The sequence below is a fragment of the Synechococcus sp. WH 5701 genome (assembly GCF_000153045.1).
Lineage (GTDB): Bacteria > Cyanobacteriota > Cyanobacteriia > PCC-6307 > Cyanobiaceae > Regnicoccus_A > Regnicoccus_A antarcticus.
In genome coordinates this window covers 1,198,949-1,220,682 of the sequence record NZ_CH724159.1, presented here as the reverse complement: position 1 = coordinate 1,220,682, position 21,734 = coordinate 1,198,949, and the positions used below count along the sequence as shown (strand labels likewise).

The following is a 21,734-nucleotide window of genomic DNA, read 5'->3' as shown; positions in this document are numbered from 1 at the left end:
CTGATCAGGTTGCCGTGCCTCCCGACGACACGAAAGCGGATCGCAAAAGAATTCAGCTGATCCTGCCCGTCGCCCAGGTGGAGCAGATCGATGAGCTGTGCAAACAGCTGGGCCACCGCAGCCGTGGGGCCCTGCTTGAGCATCTCCTCGATGATCTCTTCCCCAGCACCGATGGTCTGGAGGAGGAGCGGGACGAGGATGAGACCGGGGATGAGGAGGAGCTGGATGCCTGCCGGGCCATGGTGCTGGTCACGGGCCAGGCAGGCGAGCTGCTCTCACTCGACGCAGCGGATCAAGAGCCTGAGCACTCTGATGAGCCTTCGCCAGAGCTGCTGGCCAGATCCCCCCGTCGCGAGCAGCCCCAGGAGCCGCGAGAAGCCACGGGTTCAACTGGGATCGATCTGCCTGGCTTCGTGCGGCAGTCGTCGGCGCGCCTGAGACGCAGCCTGCATCCCCGGACCGCCGCAGCCGGCGAACCGCTGCCCTCTGTGGAGGCCGCCGAACTGGATCAGGCGTTGCTCGCCGCCGATGAGCATTGGCTCAACCTCTACGGCACAGCGGCGAATGAGGCGGTGCTGGAGGCCGCCATGCTCTGGCTGGCCCGTGACATCTGGGCCCAGTCGGATCAGTCGGAGGGACGGCCCTTCACCTGGGCCCTGATGGAGCAGTGGATCAGCGGCTTCGTGAGTGGCTGGCCCCCGGGACCGCCCAGGTTCAACCGCGTGATCGTGGTCGCTGGCTTGCTGGAGGATCCTTTCAGCACCGGCACACTCACCCTGCGGGTGCCCACCTTGATTCGCCGTTTTGTGCATCGCTTCCGCCGGCGTCGTCAGGGAACCTCTTTCCAGACCCTGGAGCACACGATGACGCTGCAGGGGGCGTTGAAGGTGCTGGCCCTGCCCACGGCGCCGGGTCACCAGCTGAGCCTCAACCAGATCCGGGAGGCCTACAGAGAACAGGCCATGAGCCACCACCCCGATTCAGGAGGCAGTGCCGACGCGATGCGCCGCCTCAATGAGGCTTACCAGTTGCTGAAGGAGCTTTACCGCCGGCCGGCCTGAACGGGATCGATCCGGATGTTGCACTTGTCTCGCCTTGGACCTCCAAGTAGTCCAGATAACTGTCTTAACTGAGGGGAAAGAGACTATTTCTGAGTATCAATGAGAGGGGTGAGTCAAGCCCTTGTCCTGGTGCTCGTTCGCCTCCTGATCATCCCCAGGTCGCCAGACACTCGATCGGTGTGGTCCGGTCTCTTCTGCTGCAGGTCCTGTCCAACCACGCTTGGACAGGGAGTCCAGGGCCCTCTGCACCGCTCAAAAGCCAGTGATAGCAGTGCCTGATAATCCTGCGTACCTGCTGTAGACACAGGTACGCCATCGATTCTGTTTGTCAGCACCCTCACATTGCCCTGGGGTAGTGCCGAAATCACGTCTTTCGAGGCAGTCAGGCCTGCGTCTTGACTGTTTTGAATGCGAGGCAAGACCAGACCTGGCTTTGGTCTTGACCTGGATGAAGGAGTCCAGCTCAAGACGCGAGATGGGTCCTGAATTGAGTCCTGGATGACGCTCGTGAGTGGGGGGCCTCGGCTGGGTCATGGCTTGAGCGGGGAATTCGGGAGATCGGTGCCTCTTTCCCCGCCGCTCCAGGCCTGGCAAGGCGATCCATGGCTGGCTCAACGATGGCAGCGGCAGCCCAAGCGCCTAGGTCGCCCAGCCCCCTGAGGCCATCTCGCTTCGGTGACTGCAACAGTCAAGGATGCGTCTCGTAGTAAGACCTAAAACTGGTCTCATTCGAGATGGCCTCGACGAGGATCAAGGCATCGCTGCGGCTCAACTGAGAGTGCTGCTCGGGCTGGCGTTCGTGGCCCTGGCCTGGTTGCTCAGGTCGATCTCAGAAGCTCTGGAGCCCATGGGATTTCCGCGCCATAAAGACAGGTGCATGCATCCTGTCTATCTTGTCTGAGCCCGACTATTAGACTCGATATTGGACCACGATGAGACATCTGGGCTGCATTGAGCGACTCATCCGTCTCCTGGGAGGCCGGGCACTTCGGTCTCGTTCTGCAGGACTTGGCTTTAAACCCTTTGGGTGACGGTGTCCCGCAGTTTCGTCCTGCTTGCCTTCAAAAAATCCGTACTAGAAAGCGGGGAAAGATCCTGCTCCTGGATCTTCAAAGCAAAAGGTGAAGCCTTGAAACCGAACGCTGAGCGTGGGCTTGGCGCAGGCTCAGCCTGGGGTTTGCATGCCCTGGATCAGGTAGTCGAAGTAAGGGGCCGTACTGGCGGAATCATCGGTACCGAGCAGGGCCAGGGAGGCCTCCTTGAGGGCGCGCATGCTCTCGACCATGCCAGCCATGGGCACGCCGAGGCTGTTGTACATCTCGCGGGCCCCGTTGAGCCCGATTTCCTGGATCTTCTCGGTGCTGCCGGCCAGCACCCCGTAGGTGACCAGGCGCAGATACCAGCTGAAATCGCGAAGGCACTGGGCCCGTTGCTTCTGGCCATAGGCATTGCCGCCCTGGGCCACGTATTCCGGCTTACGGGTGAAGAGGAGGCGCGCGGCCTCATCGACGATCTTTTTCTCGTTCTCCGCCAAGGCTCGGGCCACGCGGATGCGCTGGGCACCGCCGGAGAGGTACTGCGCCATCGAGCGGAGCTCTCCGCCGCTGGGATACCGCAGCTGATCATCGGCTTGGAGGATCAGATCCCGAACGACGCTCATCGAGGACACCAGGCGCCTGACCACTTTATCGATCCGGCAACCCTCTTGCAGGAGGACGTCTTCAGATGTAACGCCCCTTTGCATCTAGGGTTTGCTTAACGTCCAAAGCGCTCCGATCCCCATGGGACTTCCTTTGCCGGTCCCAGGTACGGACCTGGATCTGTGCATCTCCGGCCTCAACCATCACGGCCAGGGGGTGGCGCGCATCTCCTCCACGGAGGAGTCGGCTCCCGACCTGGTGGTCTTCGTTCCCGAGGCCTTGCCGGGGGAGCAGGTGCGGGCCCGGGTGCACCACAAGGCCCAGCGCCACCTGGTGGCACACCCTCTCGAGCGGCGCAACGATGCCCCCGAGCGGCGGCAGCCCCCCTGCATCCTGGCCTCCGACTGCGGCGGCTGCGGCGTGCAGCACCTCAACGACCAGGCCCAGCTGGTCTGGAAGCAGGATCTGGTGCAGCAGGCCCTGCGCCGCATCGGCGGCCAGAGCCTCGAGGTGGAGCCGATCCTGGCCTCAGCTACGCCCCTGGGCTACCGCAACCGCACCACGATTCCCCTGGAGCGCTGCCCGGACGGGCAACTGCGGGCCGGTTTTTACCGCAGCGGCACCCACCGGATCGTGAACATGAACCGCTGCCCGGTGCTCGATCCCCGCATCGATCGCCTGATTGCCCCGCTCAAGCGCGATCTCGAGCAGAGCGACTGGCCGGTGGATGTCGATCTCACTGAGGGCGGCGGCTTGCGCCACCTGGCCCTGCGGGTTGGACACCACAGCGGTGAAGTGCTGCTCACGCTGATCAGCAGCCACAGCGACCTGCCTGATCTGGCGGCCATGGCGGAGATCTGGATGGAGCGCTGGCCGGAGCTGGTGGGCGTCGGCCTCAACATCCAGCCCCTGCCCACCAACACCCTGATGGGGCCGCGCACCCTCGAGATCGCGGGCCGCCCATGGCTGAACGACAGCTTCGCGGGCCTTGAGCTGCGGATCGGTCCCGACACCTTCTTTCAGGTGCACACTGCCCAGGCCGAGCGACTGGTGCCCCTGCTGATCGAGGCCCTCCGCCCTGCCACTGGCCGCCGGATCGTGGATGCCTACTGCGGTATCGGTACCTTCAGCCTGCCTCTGGCCGCCGCCGGCGCCCGGGTGCTGGGCCTGGAGCAACAACCTTCCAGCGTGGAGCAGGCCAGGCTCAATGCCGGTCTCAATGGTCTCAATGGCCTCACGCTCGAGGCCGCCGACGTGGCCCTGGCTCTGCCTGAAGCTCTCGAGGGCGCCGACGGGTTGCTGCTGGATCCGCCCCGCAAGGGTCTGCCGGAGCGGGTCTGCGAAGCGATCCTGGCCTCTCCGCCCGAGCGGGTGGCCTACCTGAGCTGCAACCCCGCCACCCTGGCGCGTGACCTGGCCAGGCTCACGGCAGCGGGAACCCTGCGCCTCCTGCGGGTTCAGCCGATCGACTTTTTCCCCCAGACCCAGCACGTGGAGGCCCTCGCCGTGCTGGAGCGCACCTGGGAGACCCCCACCACCTGAGCCCTAGGAGCGCCTGGCGGCCCCGAACTGCTTCTGCAGGGCGCCGAGGATCTTCGTATGGGCCTGCTCCACCTCCGCTTCAGTGAGGGTGCGGCGGGCGTCGCGGTAGCGCAGGCGGAAGGCCTGGCTGGCGTTGCCAGCCTCCACCTGGCTGCCCTGGTAGCGATCGATCAGCTCCGCTGTTTCCAGCAGCGGTTTGCCTGCCTTGCGGATCGCACTCAGCAGTTGGGCGGCGGTGACGGCATCGGGCACCACCAGGGCCAGGTCGCGTTCGGAGGCCGGCACGGTGGCGAAGGGTGTGAAAGCCGGCTGCCAGCGGTTGCGCCGGGTGGCGGCGCTGAGCAGCGGTGTCAGGGCGAGCTGGAACAGGTGGGTGGCCTCCGGCAGATTGAGGGCTTCCGCATGCTGTGGATGCAGCTGGCCGAACCAGCCGGCCACCCGTCCCTCCACCAGCAGCTCCGCGGCCCGGCCAGGGTGGAGCAGGTGATGATCACTGCTGGCCCTGTCTTCGCAGGGAACCTTCAGGGCGGCCAAGGCCTGCTGCAGGACACCGCGGGCTTCGAAGTAGTCGAGGCTGCGCGCTTTCCCGGCGCTGCTCCAGAGTTCCGAACGCCGCTCGCCGCAGATCACTCCGGCCAGCTCCGTGCGCTCCAGCAGGTTCTCTCCCTCGCTCTGGAAGACACGGCCGATCTCGAAGGCCCAGAAGCCCGGCATCGAGGCCTGCAGGTTGCGCCTGGCCGCCAGCAGCAATTCATCGAGCAGGCTGTCGCGCAGGTGGCCGTAGTCGGTGAGCAGGGGATTGGTGAGCCCCAGCCGGGGAGCCTGCTCGATCAGGCCCTGAGCAGGCACCAGGGAGAAGGCACAGGTTTCCTGCAGACCTGCGTGGCAGAGAGCCTGCCTCAGCCAGCGCTCGGCCTGCTGGCCAGCCTCGAGCCCGCCCGGCTCGATCGGATCGGGCAGATGGCTGGCGAAGTGGTCGTAGCCCACCAGCCGGGCCACCTCCTCAATCAGATCCACCTCCCTGGTGAGGTCCATCGAGCGGGAGGGGGGCACCGTCACCAGCCAGCCTTCGCCGTCGGCCTGCAGGCTGCAGCCCAGGGCCGAGAGGGTCTGCTCGATGCGCCCGTCGGCGAGGTCTTCCGCCTGGCCGTCCACCAGCAGCGGACCGAGCAGGTTGTGCAGGGCATCGCGGCGCAGGCGCAGGGGCTCCGCAGGCTGTTGGGGGCGCTGGTGCAGCCAACGGCCCTGCACCCGGGCGCCTGTGAGCTCCTGGAGCAGCTGCACGGCCCGGTCGGCAGCCGTCAGGGTGACCTCGCGCGGCAAGCCTTTCTCGAAGCGGGCGCTGGCATCGGTGCGCAGGCCGACGCTGCGGGCACTGCGGCGCACGGCCTCGGCGCTGAACATCGCCGCCTCCAGCCACAGGGACTCGGTATCGGCCTGCACCGCCGAATCGGCGCCGCCGATCACGCCGGCCAGGGCGATCGGCTGACCGGCGTAGGTCACCACCAGCGCTTCGGGGCTGAGTTCGTGGCTGGTGCCATCGAGGGCAGAGAAGGCTTCTCCGGTCTGGGCGGGGCGCAGGCCGAGGGCCGCCGGGTCGGCCGGCCGACCCCCCAGAACCGCCAGCCGGCCCTGATCGAAGGCATGCAGGGGCTGACCCGTTTCCAGCATCACCAGGTTGGTGATGTCGACGACGTTGTTGATCGGCCGCAGGCCGGCCCGCTCCAGGCGGCGCTGCAACCAGGCGGGCGAGGGCTCCACCCGCACGCCGGTGAGGGCCGTGAGGCTGAACAGTCCGCCGGCTTCGATCGCTGCGGCGCTGGCCGGCCCCACCGGCAGGGGCTCGTTGGGGATCACCGGGGCTGCGGGGGGCAGGCTGAGCTGGCCGCCTGTGAGAGCCGCCACTTCCCGGGCGATGCCCAGCATCGAGAGCCCGTCGGGGCGGTTGGCGGTGATGGCCAGCTCCAGCACCTGGTCGTCGAGGCCGAGGGCCGCCGCCACCGGGGTCCCCAGCGCCGGAACCACCTCCAGCAGCTCATCCAGCACGGCGATGCCATCGGAGCTGTCTGCCAGACCCAATTCCTTGAGGGAACAGATCATGCCGGTGCTGGCCACTCCCCTCAGTTCGCTGGCCTGGATGGTCAGATCCACGGCGCTGAGATGGGCGCCCACCAGGGCCACGGGCACATGGATGCCTGCGCGCACGTTGGCGGCCCCGCAGACCACCTGCAGCAGCGTTTCGGCAGAACCGGCCGGGGCCACCCTCAGCTGACAGACGCTCAGCCGGTCGGCATCGGGATGGGGCTGCCTGTCCTCCACAAAACCCACCACCACGCCCTCGGCCTGGCTCGCGAGGTCGTCGATCGCCTCCACCTCGAAACCGGCGATGGACAGGCGCTCGGCGAGCTCCTGAACCGGACCTTCGCAGGAGACCAGTTCCCGCAACCACTGGAGCGAGACCCGCATCCGCCTGCATCGACCAAGGGTCAGATCTTAAGGATCGGAATGCCGGAGCCCGGGAGGGTAGGGTGTCGGATTGTCATTACGCCTCGCATCAAGCGGCGCACGTCCTTCCTATGGCCAAGAACAAGGGCGTCCGGATCGTGATCACTCTCGAGTGCACCGAATGCCGGTCCAATCCCGCCAAGCGCTCTCCTGGGGTGTCCCGTTACACCTCCCAGAAGAACCGCCGCAACACCACCGAACGGCTGGAGCTGAAGAAGTTCTGCCCTCACTGCAACAAGAGCACGGTCCACAAAGAGATCAAGTGAGGTCAACGGGTTACCGCCATCGGCGCTGACCCCAGCAGCTCGTCCTTCATTCCCCCGTTCGTTTTCGCCCACCCATGTCCAGTTCCTTTTTCAAGAAGCGCCTCTCACCGATCAAGCCCGGTGATCCGATCGACTACAAGGATGTCGATCTGCTCAAGAAGTTCATCACCGAGCGCGGCAAGATCCTTCCCCGTCGCCTCTCCGGCCTCACCGCCAAGCAACAGCGCGATCTCACCAACGCTGTCAAGCGGGCCCGGATCGTGGCTCTGCTTCCTTTCGTGAATCCCGAAGGCTGAGCGGTCCTTCCCCTGCCCCAGCGGAGCATGGCGTTTGCAACCGGGTGATCTTGTCGGCCTGATGGGCTCGAAGGGGCCTGAACTGGCCTTGATCGAGGCCATCAACGGCAGCCGTGCCCGTCTCAAGGCCGGCTGGGACGCCCGGTCCCAGGCGATCCCCATGCGGCAGCTCGATCTGCTGGCTTCTCTGCCAGGGGTTCACGAGCCGCCCTCCCGCCTGGATCAGCCCCCCTGGCAGCTGGTCCCTTCCGCCTTGGCGGCCGCATCCCCCGGGCGACGCGATCTGGGAGCCGCCTGGCTCCTGCTGGTGGAGGCGCCCCCTGAGGAGGGGGTCAGCCTGGAGGAGTTCACCGAGCTGGTGGCCGGCGGCGACAGTCCGGCCGCCCGGGCCGCCTGCTGGTGCTGGCTGCAACAGAGTGAGCAGCACCTGTTTCGCTGGCGTCAGGGCCGGGTTCACCCCCGTTCCCTTCGTGACCTGCGCCAGCTGCGCCATGACCGGCACCGTCGGGTGCTGGACGAGCGACGGGTGCAGCGCTGGCATGGCCTGCTGAGCCAGCGCACCCCCCTCATACCCGCTGAGCTCGATCCCGCCCAGAGCCAGCAGTTGCAGCAGCTGCTGGCCTTCGCCGCCGGGGAGATCGAGGAGCTGCCCGATCCGGAGCTCCGCCGGGGCCTGCAGGCGGCGCACTGCGCCGCCGAACCCGGTGCAGTGCGCCGCCTGCTGGTGGACCTGGGTCAGTGGCAGCCGCATGCCCTGCCGTCGCTCCGCAGCAGCGTCTGGGAGCAGGGCTTCGCTCCGGCTCTGCTTGAGGACGCCGAGCAGCTGCTGGCCCAGGCCGAGCTGGAGCAACCAGGCGATGGGAGCCGCCGCGATCTCACCGCCCTGCGCAGCTACACCCTCGATGACGCCGACACCGAGGAGATCGATGATGCAGTGGCACTGGAGCTCCTGGATGGGGGCGGCCTGCGGCTGTGGGTTCACATCGCCGATCCGGGACGGCTGGTGGCGAGCGGATCCCCTCTCGACCTGGAGGCCCGGCGCCGGGGCTCCAGCCTCTACCTGGCCGCCGGGGTGGTGCCGATGTTCCCCTTGCCCCTGGCGGTGGGTCCGTTCAGCCTGCGCCAGGGGCAGCGCTGTGCGGCCTGGAGCTGTGCGGTGGAGCTGGCCGAAGACGGCAGCGTGGCCCGCCATGAACTGGTGCGCAGCTGGATCTGCCCCACCTACCGCCTCACCTACGGCGATGGCGATGCCCTGATCGATCTGGCTCCGCCCGAGGAGCCCGACCTGGCCCAGCTGCAGGGGCTGCTGGAGCGCCGCCGCCGTTGGCGCGTGGCCCGCGGCGCCCTCTCGATGGAGCAGAGCGAGGGGCGGATCCGCTGCCAGGACGATCACGCCGAACTCGAGATCACCGATCCCTCCCCGGCGCGGGCCCTGGTGGCCGAAGCGATGATCCTCACAGGTTCTGTCGTGGCCGCCCATGCCGCTGAGCTTGGCCTGGCCATGCCGTTCCGCGGGCAACCCGTGAGTGAGTTGCCGACCGAGAGTGAGCTGGAGGCCCTTCCGGATGGACCTGTCCGCCACGCGGCCCTGCGCCGCTGCCTCAGCCGCGGCAGCACCAGCGCTGCAGTGAGCCCCCACTTCAGCCTGGGGCTTCCGGCCTACGTGCAGGCCACCTCGCCGATCCGCCGTTACGCCGATCTGGTGGCCCAGCGCCAGCTGGCCGCCATCCTCTCGGGCGAGGAGCCCCTTGATGCAACCCAGATGGGGGAGCTGCTGGAGGAGCTCGATCCGGTGATTCGTGAAGGCATTCAGATCAGCCGCGAGGATCAGCGCCACTGGCAGCAGGTCTGGTTCGAGCAGCACCGCGGCGAGCGCTGGCCGGCGGTGTTTCTGCGCTGGTTGCGCCCCCAGGATCGGCTGGCCCTTGTGCACCTGGAGGCACTGGCGATGGACCAGGCCGTCCGCGCTCCGGAGTCGTGTCAGCCGGGGGATGCGCTCACGGTTCAGGTCCAGCAGGTGGATTCCCTCTCGGACCTGCTGCGGCTGGAAGCCCGTTAGGCCGGCTCCGATCCAGCCTCCAGCCGCGACACCCGCAGCCAGGGGCCCCAGGGATTGGCGACACCGATCAGGCGGACGGGCCGGGAAGACTCCTGCCGCCGCAGCCAGTGGTACAGGCCTGGCTCCAGGGTGATCAGCGGCCAGGGGCGGCCATGGCTCTCGAGGATGTAGCCACCGGCTCCATCAGGGACCAGGGTGCCGGCAAAGACTTGCTCATGGGGTTCGACCGGGGCCTGGAAGGGGCTTGCTGGTTCGCTGTCAGCCAGGGTTCCCCGTGGCTGCAGCAGCCCTGGATCCTGCAGGGCACGGCGCTGGCGGTCCTTCCACTCGGGATGGTGCCAGGGGGTGTCCCAGAGGGGCATCGGTCCGGCCGGCGCCACTGGGTCGCTGATCAGCGCCTCCTGCAGGAGGCGCACGTCGAGGGAGGCCGGAGTGGTTCCGGAGGCGACGCAGAGGCCCGCCGCCGCTCCGGCGGCCTGGCCGATGTTGAGGATCAACGGCTGCAGCCGGGTGGCGCCGTTGGCCATGTGGCTGCAGCTGATGGCCTTGTCGGCCGCCAGCAGGTTGTCGAGATCGGCGCTCACCAGCGCCCCGTAGGGGATCATGAACGGCGTGCCGCTCCAGCGGCCACCCCAGCGGCAGCTCTTGGGGGCCAGGGGCCAGTCGTCGCCGGGGTAGTGGTGGTCGTTGGCGTAGTTGCCCACCGCGATGGCGCTGCAGCGACCCTCCCCATCGAGTGGGATCGGCCCGATCCAGGCCCCGTCGTCGTCGGGGGTTCCCCTGGCGCCTGCCGGGATCAGGGGCAGCAGATCCTGCTCCAGCACCAGGCGGTGGCCCATCAGTCGCCGACCCTCGCGCCAGTAGGGCATCAGGGCCAGGGACGATGCCCCCGCCAGCGCTGAGCCGGCCCCGGGGGCTTCCGGGAACACACGAGCCGGCTGAAGCCAACCACCGGAGGCTTCCCGCAAGGCACCCAGAAAAGCCAGGCTGTGCTCCTGCATGGCTCGCTCCAGCTCCGCCTGGACAGTGGCCTCGGCGTTGAAGGCACCCTCCAGGCCGTCGTGCCAGTCGTTGCCATGCAGGGGCCAGTTGAGCATCACCAGGCCTCCGGGCAGGCGGCCGTAGCTGAGGGTGCGCTCCAGGCCGAAGTGTTCGGTGGCGCGCTCGAACGGGGCCGCCGGTATGGCTCCGCCCGGGCAGGGCCCGGCCGATTCCTGGCCCAGCACCACCCAGGTGGGGGACTGCACCGGCTGGTGCTGGAAGAAGGGATCGGTCTTCAGCCGCTCGCGGGTTGGTGCGCTGGGTTCACCCCAGTCTTCGCTGGCCTCCCAGCCCAGGCGGAAGGGCACCTGGGCAAGGGGAAGCAGATCGCCGCGATCACTGCCGTCGATGGCGAGCTGCAGGGTCAGCCGCACCAGCTCACCCTGGTGTTCCAGCTCCATCGCCGTGAGCCGTGAGCCGCTGCGCTCCAGCTGTCTCAGCCGGCAGCCGCTCCACCAGCGCAGTCGGGGCTCCGCCGCCACCCAGCCCCGCAGGACCCGCTCGGCGCTGGCGGGCCGCCAGCCGAAACAGCTCACCCAGTTGTGGTCGAGGCCTTCGGGCTCCTCCCGCTGCAGGGCCCGCAGCAGCGCACCCCAGAGCCCGCTCTGCCAGGGGCTGAGTTCATTCCCATCCGGCGCGCAGACCCCCGCCGCGCTCACCATGCCCCCCAACCAGGGCCCTGGCGTCAGCAGAAGAGTGTCGGCGCCGTTTCGGGCGGCCTGCAGGGCGGCGGTCACTCCGCCACTGCCGCCACCCCAGACCACCACCGCCGCCTGATCGTCTCGTGCTCCCATCGGGGTGGCTCACTCCACGACCCCGATTGTGCCGAGGCACTGGTCCGCTGCCGTCCTGGGGAGAACCCTGGAGAGGCACTCGGTAGGATCCGGCCCCGGCGCAGGGCCGCTCTGGCGGCGCAGCGGGCCCTTCACCAACGCCGATGACTTACACCCTCACCACTCCGCTCTATTACGTCAACGACAAGCCCCATCTCGGCAGTGCCTACACCACGCTGGCCTGTGATGCCCTGGCCCGCTTCCAGCGACTGATGGGGCGGCAGGTGGTGTTCATCACCGGCTGCGACGAGCATGGCCTCAAGATCCAGCGCACCGCCGAGGCGGCCGGGCTCACCCCCCAGGCCCACTGCGACCAGGTGAGCGATCAATACCGGGACCTGTGGCAGCGCTGGCAGATCAGCTATGACCGCTTCATCCGCACCAGCGAGCCACGCCACCGCCTGCTGGTGGAGCAGTTCTACCGGCGGGTGGAAGCGGCTGGCGATGTGGTGGAAGGTCGCCAGCGGGGCTGGTATTGCGTCGCCTGCGAGGAATTCAAGGACGATCCTCCTGAGGCCCGCGCACCCCAGTGCAGCACCCACCAACGGCCCCTGGAATGGCGCGATGAGCTCAATCTCTTCTTCCGGCTCTCCCGCTACCAGCAGGCGATCGAGGAGCTGATCCAGCGACCGGGCTTCATCGCTCCCGCCAGCCGTCGTCGGGAGGTGGAGAACTTCGTGGCCCAGGGGCTGCACGACTTCTCGATCTCCCGGCTGGATCTGCCCTGGGGCATCCCCGTACCCGGTCATGAGGGCCATACCTTCTATGTGTGGTTCGACGCCCTGCTCGGCTACCTCACGGCCCTGCTGGAGCCCGGCGATCCCCCCGACCTGGCGCTGCTGAGTCAGCGGGGCTGGCCGGCGAGCATCCACGTGATCGGCAAGGACATCCTGCGCTTTCATGCGGTCTACTGGCCGGCGATGCTGCTCTCGGCAGGGCTCGACCTGCCTGAGCGGGTGTTCGGCCATGGCTTTCTCACCCGGGAGGGGCAGAAGATGGGCAAATCCCTGGGCAACGTGCTCGATCCCGGGGAGCTGCTGGAGCGCTGCGGCCCCGATGCCGTGCGCTGGTATCTGCTGCGCGACATCCCTTTCGGCGACGATGGCGACGTGCAGCAGCAACGCTTCAGTGACCTGGTCAACAACGACCTGGCCAACACGATCGGCAACCTGCTCAACCGCACCTCCTCGATGGCCCGGCGCTGGTTCGATCAGGCGGTTCCCGCTCCCAGTGAGGCCGTGGGCAGCAGCCATCCACTGGCACAGGCGGCCCTGCTGGCCCGCGAGCAGGTGATTGAAGGCATGGAGCGGCTGGATTTCCGCCAGGCCGCCGCCGCTGCCCTGCAGCTCGCCATCAGCGCCAATGGCTTCCTCAACGACCAGGCTCCCTGGAGCCGGATGAAGCAGGAGGGTCAGCGGCAGCAGGTGGCCGACGACCTCTACGCGGTGCTGGAGGCCGCCAGGCAGGTGGCGTTGCTTCTGGCCCCGATCCTTCCCGATCTCTCTGCCCGCATGCTGCTTCAGCTCAATCAGCCCCTGGCCCCCAGTGGTGTCGTGGCTGGGGGACAGAGCGGCCCCGCTGGCGCTCAGGTCCCCTGGCAGGAGCGCCTGACCTGGGGATCCCTGGCGGCGGGCACCCCTCTACCGGAGCCGGAGCCGGTGATGGCCCGCCTGGAACTGGATGGACCGCTGTGAGGTCCTTTCTGGCACGAGCCCTGATCCTCGGGCTGCCCCTGGTGGCCTTGCTGGGCTGCGAGCGCAAAGCCACCAAGCCGAAGGACCCCCAACCCTTTGTGTTCCGTTCGCTCAACCTGCGCCAGCAGGATGGCAAGGGTCGTCCGGCCTGGGAGCTCACCAGCCCGCAGGCCCGCTACGACCTGCAGCGCCGGGTCGCCCGCGCCACTGAACCACGCGGGGTGATCTACGCCGCCGGCAAGCCCCGCTACAAGGTGGAGGCCACCAGCGGCCTGGTGATCAACGACGGCGAGGTGATCCAGCTGGAAGGCAAGGTGCGCATCCTGGTGCTCGGTCCCAGGGGCTCGGTGATCAGCGGTGATCGGGTGCGCTGGACACCAAGCCGGAAGCTGATGGAGATCGACCGGAAGCCCCTGCTCACGGAACGTCGGAGCCGCCTGAGCGCCACCACGGCCCGCTTCCTGCTCGACAAGGACAAGCTGGAGTTGCGCGGCAAGACCCGGCTGCAGCAGCCGGAGCTCGATCTGCGTGTGGCCCAGGCCGATTGGCTGGCCGACACCGGTGCCCTGGTGGCGGCAGGTCCGGTGAAGGGGGAGCGGCGCCCGGCGGGCGAGAAAGGCACCGTCCAGACCGTCACCGGTTCGGCGCTGGAAGGAAACACCCGCCAGGAGGTGGTGGATCTGCTGGCGCCAGTCCGCTTCGTCGATCCCTCCCGTAAGGCGGTGCTTGATGCCCAGCGCACCCGCTGGAACTCCAAGGAGCAGGTGCTCAGCACGGCCCTGCCCTTCACCGGCGTGGTCGATCAGCTGCATGTAGCCGGCGACTCCCTGCGGATGCTTCTGGGCGAGAAGACGGCGATCATCCCCAGCGGTTGCCGCCTGCGCCAGCCCGGCGAACGGCTCCAGGCCAGGGAATGCCGCTGGAACTGGGGCAACCAGGCCATCGAAGCCCGCGGGGGCGTTCAGCTGGAGCGGGATCAGAATCAGCAGATCACCCGCAGCGAGCAGCTGTCCGGCAAGGTCGGAGACAAGGGCCTGGCCGAGTTCACGACCCCGGGGGGACGGGTCTACTCGGAGCTGAAGGTCCCTCCTCCTTCGAAGGAGCGACGCGAGCCTGCTCCAGTGACGTTCTGAGCTTCTCGGCCCAGCCCTCGATCCAGAGCTCATCGCTGCGGCTGAAACAGCGCGGCGACCAGCCGCCGGCCAGCAGCCAGCCCTCGCCGCCGAGGGGTTGCACCAGCACGGCGGGTGTGCCCTCAGGCAGGCAGCGGAACTCGTCCCGGCCCGGGTAGAGCTTCAGGTTCACCAGGGAGACCGCCCGGCCGCTGCCGGTGGCCCGACGGCAGATCTCCCCAGGCTCGAAGGGGCAGCTCCCCAGCAGACCCCGACGCAGCAGGGTCCTTCCCCCCCAGTGGATCAGTAAGCTGGCGGCCGGGGTGGCGGTGAGCAGCAGGCGGCTCCCCCAGGCCAGCTCCAGCGCGAGCTCCTGTGCAATCTGGGAATCCAGCTCCAGCCCCTGCTCCCCCTGCAGCTCCACCCGTTCGGGGGCAAGCGGCACGGCCCGGGTCCAGAGCACGGCCACCAGCATCAGGCCCACCGCCATCAGGCTGGCGAGCACACCGGCGCGCTCCAGCGCCGGGCTCAGGTCCGCAGCGGTGAGCTGATTGAGCAGGCAGAGCCCCAGTCCGAGTAACCCTGTGGCCAGGGTGAAACGGGCCGGGGTGGGCATGGTCGACACGGGAAGGCTGAGGTTCAGCGTGAACGCTGACACGGATTCGAGCCGCCAGCCTGGCCACTCCCAGGCCACGTTGCTGGAATGGGATCTCCTTTGTTGCCCGCCCCATGGATGCCAGTCAGGCCTTTGCCGCTATCGCCCTGGCCGCGGTTGCCTGTGACGGCAGCTTGGGCCTCGTGGAGGCCAAGGCCCTGCGCGGGCTGCTGCAGTACCGCAGTCCCTACGCCGGCCTTTCCGATCTGGCCATGGGTGAACTGTTCGATTCCTTGCTGGCTGACCTGCGCCAAGGGGGACTGGAGGCGCTGGTCAGTGCCGCAGTTCCGGTCCTGAGCTTTGAGCAACGCGAAACGGCTCTGGCGGTGGCGGCTCAGCTGGTCCACAGCGACCGGGTTGTCCAGGCCAGCGAGACGGTGTTCCTGCAGAGCCTGGCGGTTCAGCTCGATTTGCCCGGAGGCAAGGCCGGACAGATTCTCGCGGCGATTGAGGCTCTCAACCGCGACAGCCTGGCCAGCTGAGGGCAAACTGTGGGCAACAATCCATTTCTGCTGCCCGTGCGTCTGCTGAACCGATTGCTGGCCGTGCTCACCGCCCTGGTGATATCCCTGCTGGCTGCCGCACCCGCCGTCTGGGCTGTGGGGATCCGTGACCTGCCCACAGCGCCCGTCTCGCAGCATCTGATCGATACGGCCGGGTTGTTCAGTCGCGCCACCTCGGCGGAGCTGGAGCGTCGCCTGGCCGACCTGGAGAGCGATCACGTTCAGGCCAGGCTGCTCACCGTTCCCCGCCTCGACTACGGCCTGGAACTCGATGCCCTGGGCCAGCAGGCGCTCGAGACCTGGTCGGCCGCTGAGCCCAGCTCAGGCGCTTCGCTGCTGGTGTTGATCGACGCCCAGACCAACACCGCTGCAGTGGTGGCCAGTCCCGAGCTGCTGGAGCAACTGCCGGCCTCGCTGTTGCGCGACACCGCCGACAGCACCATGGCCGTTCCCCTGCGGCTGGGAACCCGCTACCGCCAGGCCTCCCTCGATGCCCTCGACCGTCTGGGCACGGTGCTGCAGGGCGGAGAAGATCCGGGACCGCCCCTGGAGGAGACGGCCGCCCCCATGGTGACCAACATCCCCACCCGTGAGGAGACCGCCAACAGCAACGGCTTCCAGTGGGTGATCGTGCTGCTGGTGGTGGGCACCATTGTGCCGATGCTGACCTGGTGGGTTTTCTCCCGCTGATCACCGATGGCCCTGCGCAACTGGATGGGTACGTTCGGCAAGGCGCGCTCCAGCGATCTTGTTCATCAGCTCGAGCGTGCCTATGAGGCTGCATTGCTGATCCAGAGCATCGAGATCGAGTTCTTCGCCGATCGTCCCGTCCGTACCGACCTGGAGCTGAGCGTGCCCCGCCAGGTGCGCAACCAGATGCTGCGCCGGTTCCAGTCGGCACTGCAGATCTGCCGCGAGAGCCTCGAGCAGCTCCAGCCCCGCCGCCATGAACTGGATTCACAGCAACAGCGTCAGCTGCAGCTGATCGAGTCCGTCGAAGCCCGCTACAACTCGCGCTCAGGCTCGGCCAGCCTCAGCCGCACGCCGGAACTGTTGCCCCGCAGCCTGATGGGCGCTGTGGAGCGGGTGCGCCAGCAGTTGGATCCTGAAGCCGAGGCCACCGTGGTGGCGGGCTTCAGGCGCCGACGCGACACCACGCTGGTCTCTCTGCGCATCCTGCTGTTGCTGGTGCTGGTTCCCCTGTTGATGCAGCAGGCCAGCCGCTCGTTCGTGATCTCCCCCCTGGTGGATCGCTTCGCGCCCCATGTGCCTTTTCTGAGTTACACCAAGCCACAGCTGGAGGAGGCGGCCGTGGAGAAACTACGCATTTACAAGGCTGAGATCGAGTTCGACGCTCTGCTCAAGGGGTCTGTGCTGCCCACCAATGAGGAGCTGCACCAGGCGCTTGCGCTCCGGGCTGAAGAGCTCAAGCAGGAGGCGGACAGTCAGAGCACTCGTGCCATCAAGAACGTGATCTCTGATGTGTTTGCCATGGTGGGTTTCGTTTTGGTCTGTGTCTTCGGCCAGGAGGAAATCCGTGTCCTGCGAGGGTTCCTTGATGAACTTGTCTATGGACTGAGCGACAGTGCCAAGGCCTTCGCCATCATCCTGTTTACCGATATATTTGTTGGATTTCATAGTCCAGAGGGTTGGACTGTTTTGCTCGATGGTGTCGCCAACCATCTGGGGCTGCCGCAACGGGAGAACTTTATTCTCTTGTTCATCGCCACATTTCCGGTGATCTTGGCAACTATCTTCAAGTATTGGATCTTCCGCTACCTCAACCGTGTTTCTCCATCCTCGGTGGCCACCCTGCGCAACATGAATGGGGGTGGTTGAACAACGTGCCGGGGCTGGTTTGACCCTGGTGAGTGGCCCCAGCCGCAGTGGCAAGAGCCGCTGGGCCGAACATCTGGTGGTCGGCACTGGCCGTCCGGTGCTCTATGTCGCCACCGGAGCCCTTGCTCCGGATGATCCGGCCTGGCAGCAGCGCCTCCAACTGCACCAGAGCCGGCGACCCGGGCACTGGATCACCTGGGAGGTGGAAGGGGAGCTGGAGTCGGCCCTGGGGCGCGCCCCAGCGGATCACCTGCTGCTGATCGATTCCCTCGGCACCTGGCTGGCCCACCATCTCGATCTCGACACTGAGGCCTGGGAGCGACGGCAGCTGGGCCTTCTGGAGGCGCTGCTGAGCTGCTGCGCGCCCCAGGTGATCGTGACGGAGGAGACCGGCTGGGGTGTGGTGCCTCCCACCGTGATCGGCGGCCGTTTCCGGGATCGGCTGGGAGGGCTGCAGCAGCGGCTGCAGCCCCTGGCCCAGGCCAGCTGGCTGGTGATCCAGGGCCGCGCTCTTGATCTGCACGCCCTCAGCCAGCCGGTGCCGGGCCTGTGAGCGCCCTTCCCCGGGTGGTGCTGTTCCAGCCCCAGATCCCGCCCAACACCGGCAATGTGGCGCGCACCTGTGCCGCCACCGGGGCGGAGCTCCATCTGATCGAACCGCTGGGGTTCAGCCTCGACGAACGCCAGCTCAAGCGGGCAGGGCTCGACTACTGGCCCTGGGTGCCGTTGCACGTCCATCCCGGGTTCGAGGCCCTGAGCGCAGAGCAACGGCGGCGGGGAGGGCGGCTGCTGGCGTTGAGCAGCCAGGCTGATCAGCCCTACCAGCACTGCCGTTTCTGCAGCGATGACTGGCTGCTGTTCGGCCGGGAGAGCGACGGTCTGCCGCCGGAGCTGCTCGAGCAGGCCGACATGCGGCTGACGATCCCCATGCCTGGCTCCGTTCGCCATGGCGGCGGGGTGCGCAGCCTGAATCTCTCGGTCTCCGTGGCCGTGGTGCTGTTCGAGGCCCTGCGCCAGTTGGAGACAGGTGTCTGAGCGATCAGCCGCTCACTGGATCGTCCATGACGATCCAGTGGCTGACCCCAGAGGCTTGTGCCCGATGGTTCATGCCGCTACCCTCGGCGCGGCTCGGGGATGGTGGCTTCTCCACCGGGCCTTGTCCGACGGGTGAATTTCTGCATGAAGCCTTCGCAACTGATCCTGCCGCTGCTGGGAACCATGCCGGTTCTCTCCCTGGTGGCTGTCGGCGCCATCCCTGGCATTGCCGACGCGCGCCGGCCCGGTTTCGAAACGATGCCTGAGCGCCTGGAGATCGATCCTGCGACGGCGGCACTGCCTCCAGCAGGCCAACCCCAACTGCTCGCCTCCCTGCCCAGCTCGTTCCGCGACAAGCTCTGGGTGCGCATTCGCAACGACATCACTCTTGAAGAGCTGGCCAGCCAGTTGCGGGTTCAGGAAACCCCTCTGGCCAAGCTCAACAACGTCAATGAAGATCACGGCTTCAGCCGTGGCGACTGGGTGGTACTGCCCTCCTCCAAGGCTTCGACGGCCAAGCAGCTCGCCTCCCTCGACACCAGCGAGCTCCGGCGCTCGGCTCCTCTCAGCGAGCCACCCCCGCTTGAGTCCACCGGTGTGGTGCGCTTCGGTGACAACCTGGTGAAGCTCGCCCAGCGCTACCGGCTCAGCATCCAGGATCTGCTGCGGCTCAACCCTGGTCTCGAGGCGGCCCGTCTGGTTGAAGGAAGTCAGATCCGCGTCTCCAGGGCGGGTGCGTCCCGTTCGCGCATGGTGCTGGGTCTCAAGCCCGTGGGCAGCGGCGGCCTGAGCTGGCCAGACCTTCCCGGCTTCAACCGTCCCGGTGAGCAACCCACGGAACCCTCCCAGCTCGGCAGTGGTTGGATCTGGCCGGCCCGCGGCGTCTTCAGCTCGGGCTACGGCTGGCGCTGGGGACGGATGCACAAGGGCATCGACATCGCCAGCAATGTGGGAACGCCGATCGTGGCGGCCCAGGGTGGTCAGGTGTCCTACGCCGGTTGGCACGATGGCGGCTACGGCTACCTGGTGGAGATCCAGCACCCTGACGGCAGCAAGTCGCTCTACGGCCACAACAGTCGTGTGCTGGTGCGGGTGGGCCAGCAGGTGTCCCAGGGCGCCAAGATCTCGGAAATGGGCAGCACCGGCCGCAGCACCGGTCCCCATCTCCATTTCGAGATCCATCCCCCTGGACGTGGCGCCGCAAATCCGCTTCAATTCCTCCCCGGCAGAGCCTGATCTCCATCCTTGCCACCTCCCTCTTCCCTTGTCGGGAGAGGGAGGTCGATCGTTTAAAGTCCTTACAACGCGGCTCGGTAGCTCAGCTGGTTAGAGCGTGGGATTCATAACCCCAAGGTCGGGAGTTCAAGTCTCCCCCGAGCCATTTGTGGCGTCTGATTGAAGTCGCCCCAATCACAAGCGAATCCCAGGCCTGGCAAGGTTGGGTATTCGCCTTCTGATGCAGGGCATTGACTGGCGCGGTGGAGCCATCAGCCCCAGGCTGAGCTCAGCGCATCTCGATGGCGTTGAGGCGCTCGCGGAAACTGGCGGAGGCAGAGCCTCCTTCAGTTCCGGAGGCCGGAGGAAGGTTGGGCGCCGGGGCTGGCCCCGCATAGCGTCTGGCTCGTCCGTAGAGCTGGGGCCGCACATCCACGGCACGCACCAGGGTGCCGGTGCGTGAGCGCCCGCCCCCGTCCTCTTCGCCGGGTTCCTCCCGGTTGAGGGGGCTGGTTTTCAGCTCGCTGCGCAGCTGGTTGAGCAGGCGGAAGTGACCGGTGTTGTTGTACTTACGAAGCAGGACAGGGTCCCAGGACATCTGGAAAAGGCTGTGGAAAGGGGGCGGGGCATCAGCCGACGTCGCCTCATCCATCCTAAGGGCAACTCTTGCCAGGGTTCCGTGATAAATTGTTGCGGTCGCAAGTGGTAGTCGGTCCGAGTTCGGACTGAGCTCCCTGCTCTCTCCTTCGTCACCCCCCTCTCAAGCATGTCCCGGCTCGTCGGTCTGCAGGCCCCTGAATTCACCGCCACCGCTGTGGTGGACCAGGAGTTCCAGACGGTCACCCTCTCCCAGTACCGCGGCAAGTACGTGGTGCTCTTCTTCTACCCCCTCGATTTCACCTTCGTCTGCCCAACGGAAATCACCGCCTTCAGCGACCGCTACGGCGATTTCACCAGCCGCAACACCGAGGTGTTGGGCGTGTCGGTGGACAGCCAGTTCTCCCACCTGGCCTGGGTTCAGACCGATCGCAAGCAGGGTGGCCTCGGGGACATCGCCTATCCCCTGGTGGCCGACCTCAAGAAGGAGATCGCTTCCGCCTACAACGTTCTTGATGAGGACGCGGGTGTGGCCCTGCGCGGTCTGTTCATCATCGATCCCGACGGTGTGATCCAGCACGCCACCATCAACAACCTGGCGGTGGGCCGCAATGTCGAAGAGACCCTGCGGGTCCTTCAGGCCTTCCAGCATGTCAAGGCAAACCCCGATGAGGTCTGCCCCGCCAACTGGACACCGGGCGAGAAGACCATGAACCCTGACCCCGTCGGCAGCAAGGAGTTCTTCGCCGCGGTCAACTGAGCGGTCAACCGACAGCTCACCCCCAGTGGGCAGTGGAACACCGCATCAATCGTGGGGGCCCATGAGCCCCCTTTTTGCTGCCTGCCTGAGGCGGACGACTCAGTTCAGCAGGCTGGCCAACAGGCGCTGGCCATCGATCCCGCCTGTGCGGGGGTCGCAGGCCCGCTCCGGGTGGGGCATCAGCCCGAGCACGTTGCCGGCAGGGTTGCACAGACCTGCCACATCACCCACGGAACCGTTGGGATTGTTCTGGTAGCGAAGAACCACCTGGCCGGCCTGCTCCATGGCCGCGAGGGTGGCCGGCTCGCACTGGTAGCGGCCTTCGCCATGGGCGATCGGCAGGTTGATCACTTCGCCCTCCCCGTAGCTGGAGAGCCAGCAGCAGCCACCAGGGCGCACCGTCAGGGCTGTGGGCTCACAGACGAAGTGGAGTCGGCTGTTGCGAGTGAGAGCACCGGGGAGAAGACCGAGTTCGGTGAGCATCTGAAAGCCATTGCAGATCCCCAGTACCGGGCCGCCCCTGGCTGCAAATTCAGCCACCTCCTTCAGCACTGGAGCAAAGCGGGCGATCGCGCCGCAGCGGAGGTAGTCGCCATAGCTGAAGCCTCCGGGCAGCACCACAGCATCCAGGCCAGTCAGGTCCCGCTCCTCGTGCCAGAGGAAGCGGGTCGGAATTCCCAGGCAGCCCTCAGCCGCCCAGCCCACGTCCCGGTCGCAGTTGGAGCCGGGGAAGACCACCACACCGATCGTCATGCCGATTGGCCCGTCCCATTGGCGGGGATCTCGCTGAGCTCCATTTCCCAGTTCTCGATCACGGGATTGGCCAGCAGCCGGTCGCTGAGCAACTCAACCCGCGAGCGGGCCGTGTCGGCATCGGCCGCTTCAATCTCCAGCTCCACCGCCTTGCCGATGCGCAGGCGATTCACTCCCTCCACCCCCAGGCGGCTGGAGGCGGCGCGGGTGGCCTCCCCGGCCGGATCGAGAACCGAGGGCCTCAGCGAGACCAGCACACGGGCGTGAAAGCGGGGCACCAGGCAGCCAGGGCGTTTGTTAAATCTTGGCAGCCCGTGTTCCCGCTCCG

21 protein-coding genes and 1 tRNA gene are annotated in these 21,734 nt (G+C 67.0%); 15 read left to right on the top strand and 7 right to left on the bottom strand.

The genetic code is table 11. The features are described 5' to 3' along the window. Positions 1–14: 14 nt before the first annotated feature. On the top strand, positions 15–1,061 hold the full coding sequence (locus WH5701_RS07100) for a J domain-containing protein (RefSeq protein WP_006171455.1): 1,047 nt from the start codon (positions 15–17) through the stop codon (positions 1,059–1,061). A 1,165-nt stretch (positions 1,062–2,226) separates the two neighbouring features. On the opposite strand, the gene apcD is transcribed toward WH5701_RS07100, so the two are convergent. Then, positions 2,227–2,721 carry an allophycocyanin subunit alpha-B gene (gene apcD, locus WH5701_RS07095; RefSeq protein WP_037979751.1) on the bottom strand — a complete coding sequence of 165 codons (495 nt, stop codon included), beginning with the start codon at positions 2,719–2,721 and terminating at the stop codon, positions 2,227–2,229. A gap of 121 nt (positions 2,722–2,842) precedes the next feature. Between apcD and rlmD the strand changes: the two genes are divergently transcribed. Further along, positions 2,843–4,243 carry a 23S rRNA (uracil(1939)-C(5))-methyltransferase RlmD gene (gene rlmD / locus WH5701_RS07090; RefSeq protein WP_037979748.1) on the top strand — a complete coding sequence of 467 codons (1,401 nt, stop codon included), beginning with the start codon at positions 2,843–2,845 and terminating at the stop codon, positions 4,241–4,243. Between the two features lie 3 nt (positions 4,244–4,246). On the opposite strand, the gene pheT is transcribed toward rlmD, so the two are convergent. Next, positions 4,247–6,709 (bottom strand): phenylalanine--tRNA ligase subunit beta, encoded by a 2,463-nt coding sequence (gene pheT / locus WH5701_RS07085; protein ID WP_006171449.1) that lies wholly within the window; start codon positions 6,707–6,709, stop codon positions 4,247–4,249. 110 nt (positions 6,710–6,819) lie between these two features. Between pheT and rpmG the strand changes: the two genes are divergently transcribed. From rpmG to WH5701_RS07070, 3 genes are all read left to right on the top strand, one after another. Then, positions 6,820–7,014 carry a 50S ribosomal protein L33 gene (gene rpmG / locus WH5701_RS07080; protein ID WP_006171446.1) on the top strand — a complete coding sequence of 65 codons (195 nt, stop codon included), beginning with the start codon at positions 6,820–6,822 and terminating at the stop codon, positions 7,012–7,014. Positions 7,015–7,088: 74 nt separating this feature from the next. Further along, positions 7,089–7,310 carry a 30S ribosomal protein S18 gene (gene rpsR, locus WH5701_RS07075; protein ID WP_006171444.1) on the top strand — a complete coding sequence of 74 codons (222 nt, stop codon included), beginning with the start codon at positions 7,089–7,091 and terminating at the stop codon, positions 7,308–7,310. Between the two features lie 61 nt (positions 7,311–7,371). Then, positions 7,372–9,369, top strand: a complete 1,998-nt coding sequence (locus WH5701_RS07070; protein WP_050751395.1) for an RNB domain-containing ribonuclease — start codon at positions 7,372–7,374, stop codon at positions 9,367–9,369. On the opposite strand, the gene WH5701_RS07065 is transcribed toward WH5701_RS07070, so the two are convergent. Next, entirely contained in the window at positions 9,366–11,204 is a 1,839-nt protein-coding gene (locus tag WH5701_RS07065; RefSeq protein WP_037979745.1) for an FAD-dependent oxidoreductase, read from the bottom strand. The two genes, WH5701_RS07070 and WH5701_RS07065, sit on opposite strands and share 4 nt — an antisense overlap. 143 nt (positions 11,205–11,347) lie before the next feature. Here WH5701_RS07065 and metG point away from each other — a divergent pair, with 143 nt between their 5' ends. Both metG and lptC read left to right on the top strand, forming a co-directional pair. Next, positions 11,348–12,937, top strand: coding sequence for a methionine--tRNA ligase (gene metG / locus WH5701_RS07060; protein ID WP_006171439.1), 1,590 nt, complete (start codon positions 11,348–11,350; stop codon positions 12,935–12,937). After that, positions 12,934–14,070: an LPS export ABC transporter periplasmic protein LptC gene (gene lptC / locus WH5701_RS07055; RefSeq protein ID WP_006171438.1), complete on the top strand. Its 1,137-nt coding sequence runs from the start codon at positions 12,934–12,936 to the stop codon at positions 14,068–14,070. Before metG ends, lptC begins: the two co-directional genes overlap by 4 nt. On the opposite strand, the gene WH5701_RS07050 is transcribed toward lptC, so the two are convergent. Further along, entirely contained in the window at positions 13,982–14,665 is a 684-nt protein-coding gene (locus WH5701_RS07050; RefSeq protein WP_050751489.1) for a cofactor assembly of complex C subunit B, read from the bottom strand. The genes lptC and WH5701_RS07050 overlap by 89 nt on opposite strands. A gap of 113 nt (positions 14,666–14,778) precedes the next feature. Here WH5701_RS07050 and WH5701_RS07045 point away from each other — a divergent pair, with 113 nt between their 5' ends. The 7 genes from WH5701_RS07045 (at position 14,779) to WH5701_RS07015 (ending at position 19,462) form a co-directional block, all read left to right on the top strand. Beyond that, positions 14,779–15,186: a tellurite resistance TerB family protein gene (locus tag WH5701_RS07045; RefSeq protein WP_006171435.1), complete on the top strand. Its 408-nt coding sequence runs from the start codon at positions 14,779–14,781 to the stop codon at positions 15,184–15,186. A gap of 9 nt (positions 15,187–15,195) precedes the next feature. After that, positions 15,196–15,897, top strand: a complete 702-nt coding sequence (gene psb32 / locus WH5701_RS07040; RefSeq protein WP_006171434.1) for a photosystem II repair protein Psb32 — start codon at positions 15,196–15,198, stop codon at positions 15,895–15,897. A gap of 6 nt (positions 15,898–15,903) precedes the next feature. Next, positions 15,904–17,046, top strand: coding sequence for a proton extrusion protein PcxA (gene pxcA, locus WH5701_RS07035; protein WP_006171433.1), 1,143 nt, complete (start codon positions 15,904–15,906; stop codon positions 17,044–17,046). Further along, positions 17,033–17,599: a bifunctional adenosylcobinamide kinase/adenosylcobinamide-phosphate guanylyltransferase gene (locus WH5701_RS07030; protein ID WP_006171432.1), complete on the top strand. Its 567-nt coding sequence runs from the start codon at positions 17,033–17,035 to the stop codon at positions 17,597–17,599. The genes pxcA and WH5701_RS07030 overlap by 14 nt, the downstream gene beginning before the upstream one ends. Further along, on the top strand, positions 17,596–18,081 hold the full coding sequence (locus WH5701_RS07025; protein WP_006171431.1) for a tRNA (cytidine(34)-2'-O)-methyltransferase: 486 nt from the start codon (positions 17,596–17,598) through the stop codon (positions 18,079–18,081). The genes WH5701_RS07030 and WH5701_RS07025 overlap by 4 nt, the downstream gene beginning before the upstream one ends. Before the next feature lie 144 nt (positions 18,082–18,225). Beyond that, positions 18,226–19,317, top strand: coding sequence for a M23 family metallopeptidase (locus WH5701_RS07020; protein ID WP_006171430.1), 1,092 nt, complete (start codon positions 18,226–18,228; stop codon positions 19,315–19,317). A 71-nt stretch (positions 19,318–19,388) separates the two neighbouring features. Further along, positions 19,389–19,462, top strand: a tRNA-Met gene (locus WH5701_RS07015). A gap of 123 nt (positions 19,463–19,585) precedes the next feature. On the opposite strand, the gene WH5701_RS07010 is transcribed toward WH5701_RS07015, so the two are convergent. Next, positions 19,586–19,894, bottom strand: a complete 309-nt coding sequence (locus WH5701_RS07010; protein ID WP_006171429.1) for a hypothetical protein — start codon at positions 19,892–19,894, stop codon at positions 19,586–19,588. 168 nt (positions 19,895–20,062) lie between these two features. Between WH5701_RS07010 and WH5701_RS07005 the strand changes: the two genes are divergently transcribed. Then, positions 20,063–20,653 carry a peroxiredoxin gene (locus WH5701_RS07005; protein ID WP_006171428.1) on the top strand — a complete coding sequence of 197 codons (591 nt, stop codon included), beginning with the start codon at positions 20,063–20,065 and terminating at the stop codon, positions 20,651–20,653. 99 nt (positions 20,654–20,752) lie between these two features. Here the strand turns inward: WH5701_RS07005 and purQ are convergent, their stop codons facing one another. Beyond that, positions 20,753–21,406, bottom strand: coding sequence for a phosphoribosylformylglycinamidine synthase subunit PurQ (purQ, locus tag WH5701_RS07000; RefSeq protein ID WP_006171427.1), 654 nt, complete (start codon positions 21,404–21,406; stop codon positions 20,753–20,755). Next, positions 21,403–21,684 carry a phosphoribosylformylglycinamidine synthase subunit PurS gene (gene purS / locus WH5701_RS06995; protein WP_006171426.1) on the bottom strand — a complete coding sequence of 94 codons (282 nt, stop codon included), beginning with the start codon at positions 21,682–21,684 and terminating at the stop codon, positions 21,403–21,405. The genes purQ and purS overlap by 4 nt, the downstream gene beginning before the upstream one ends. Positions 21,685–21,734: the final 50 nt, after the last annotated feature.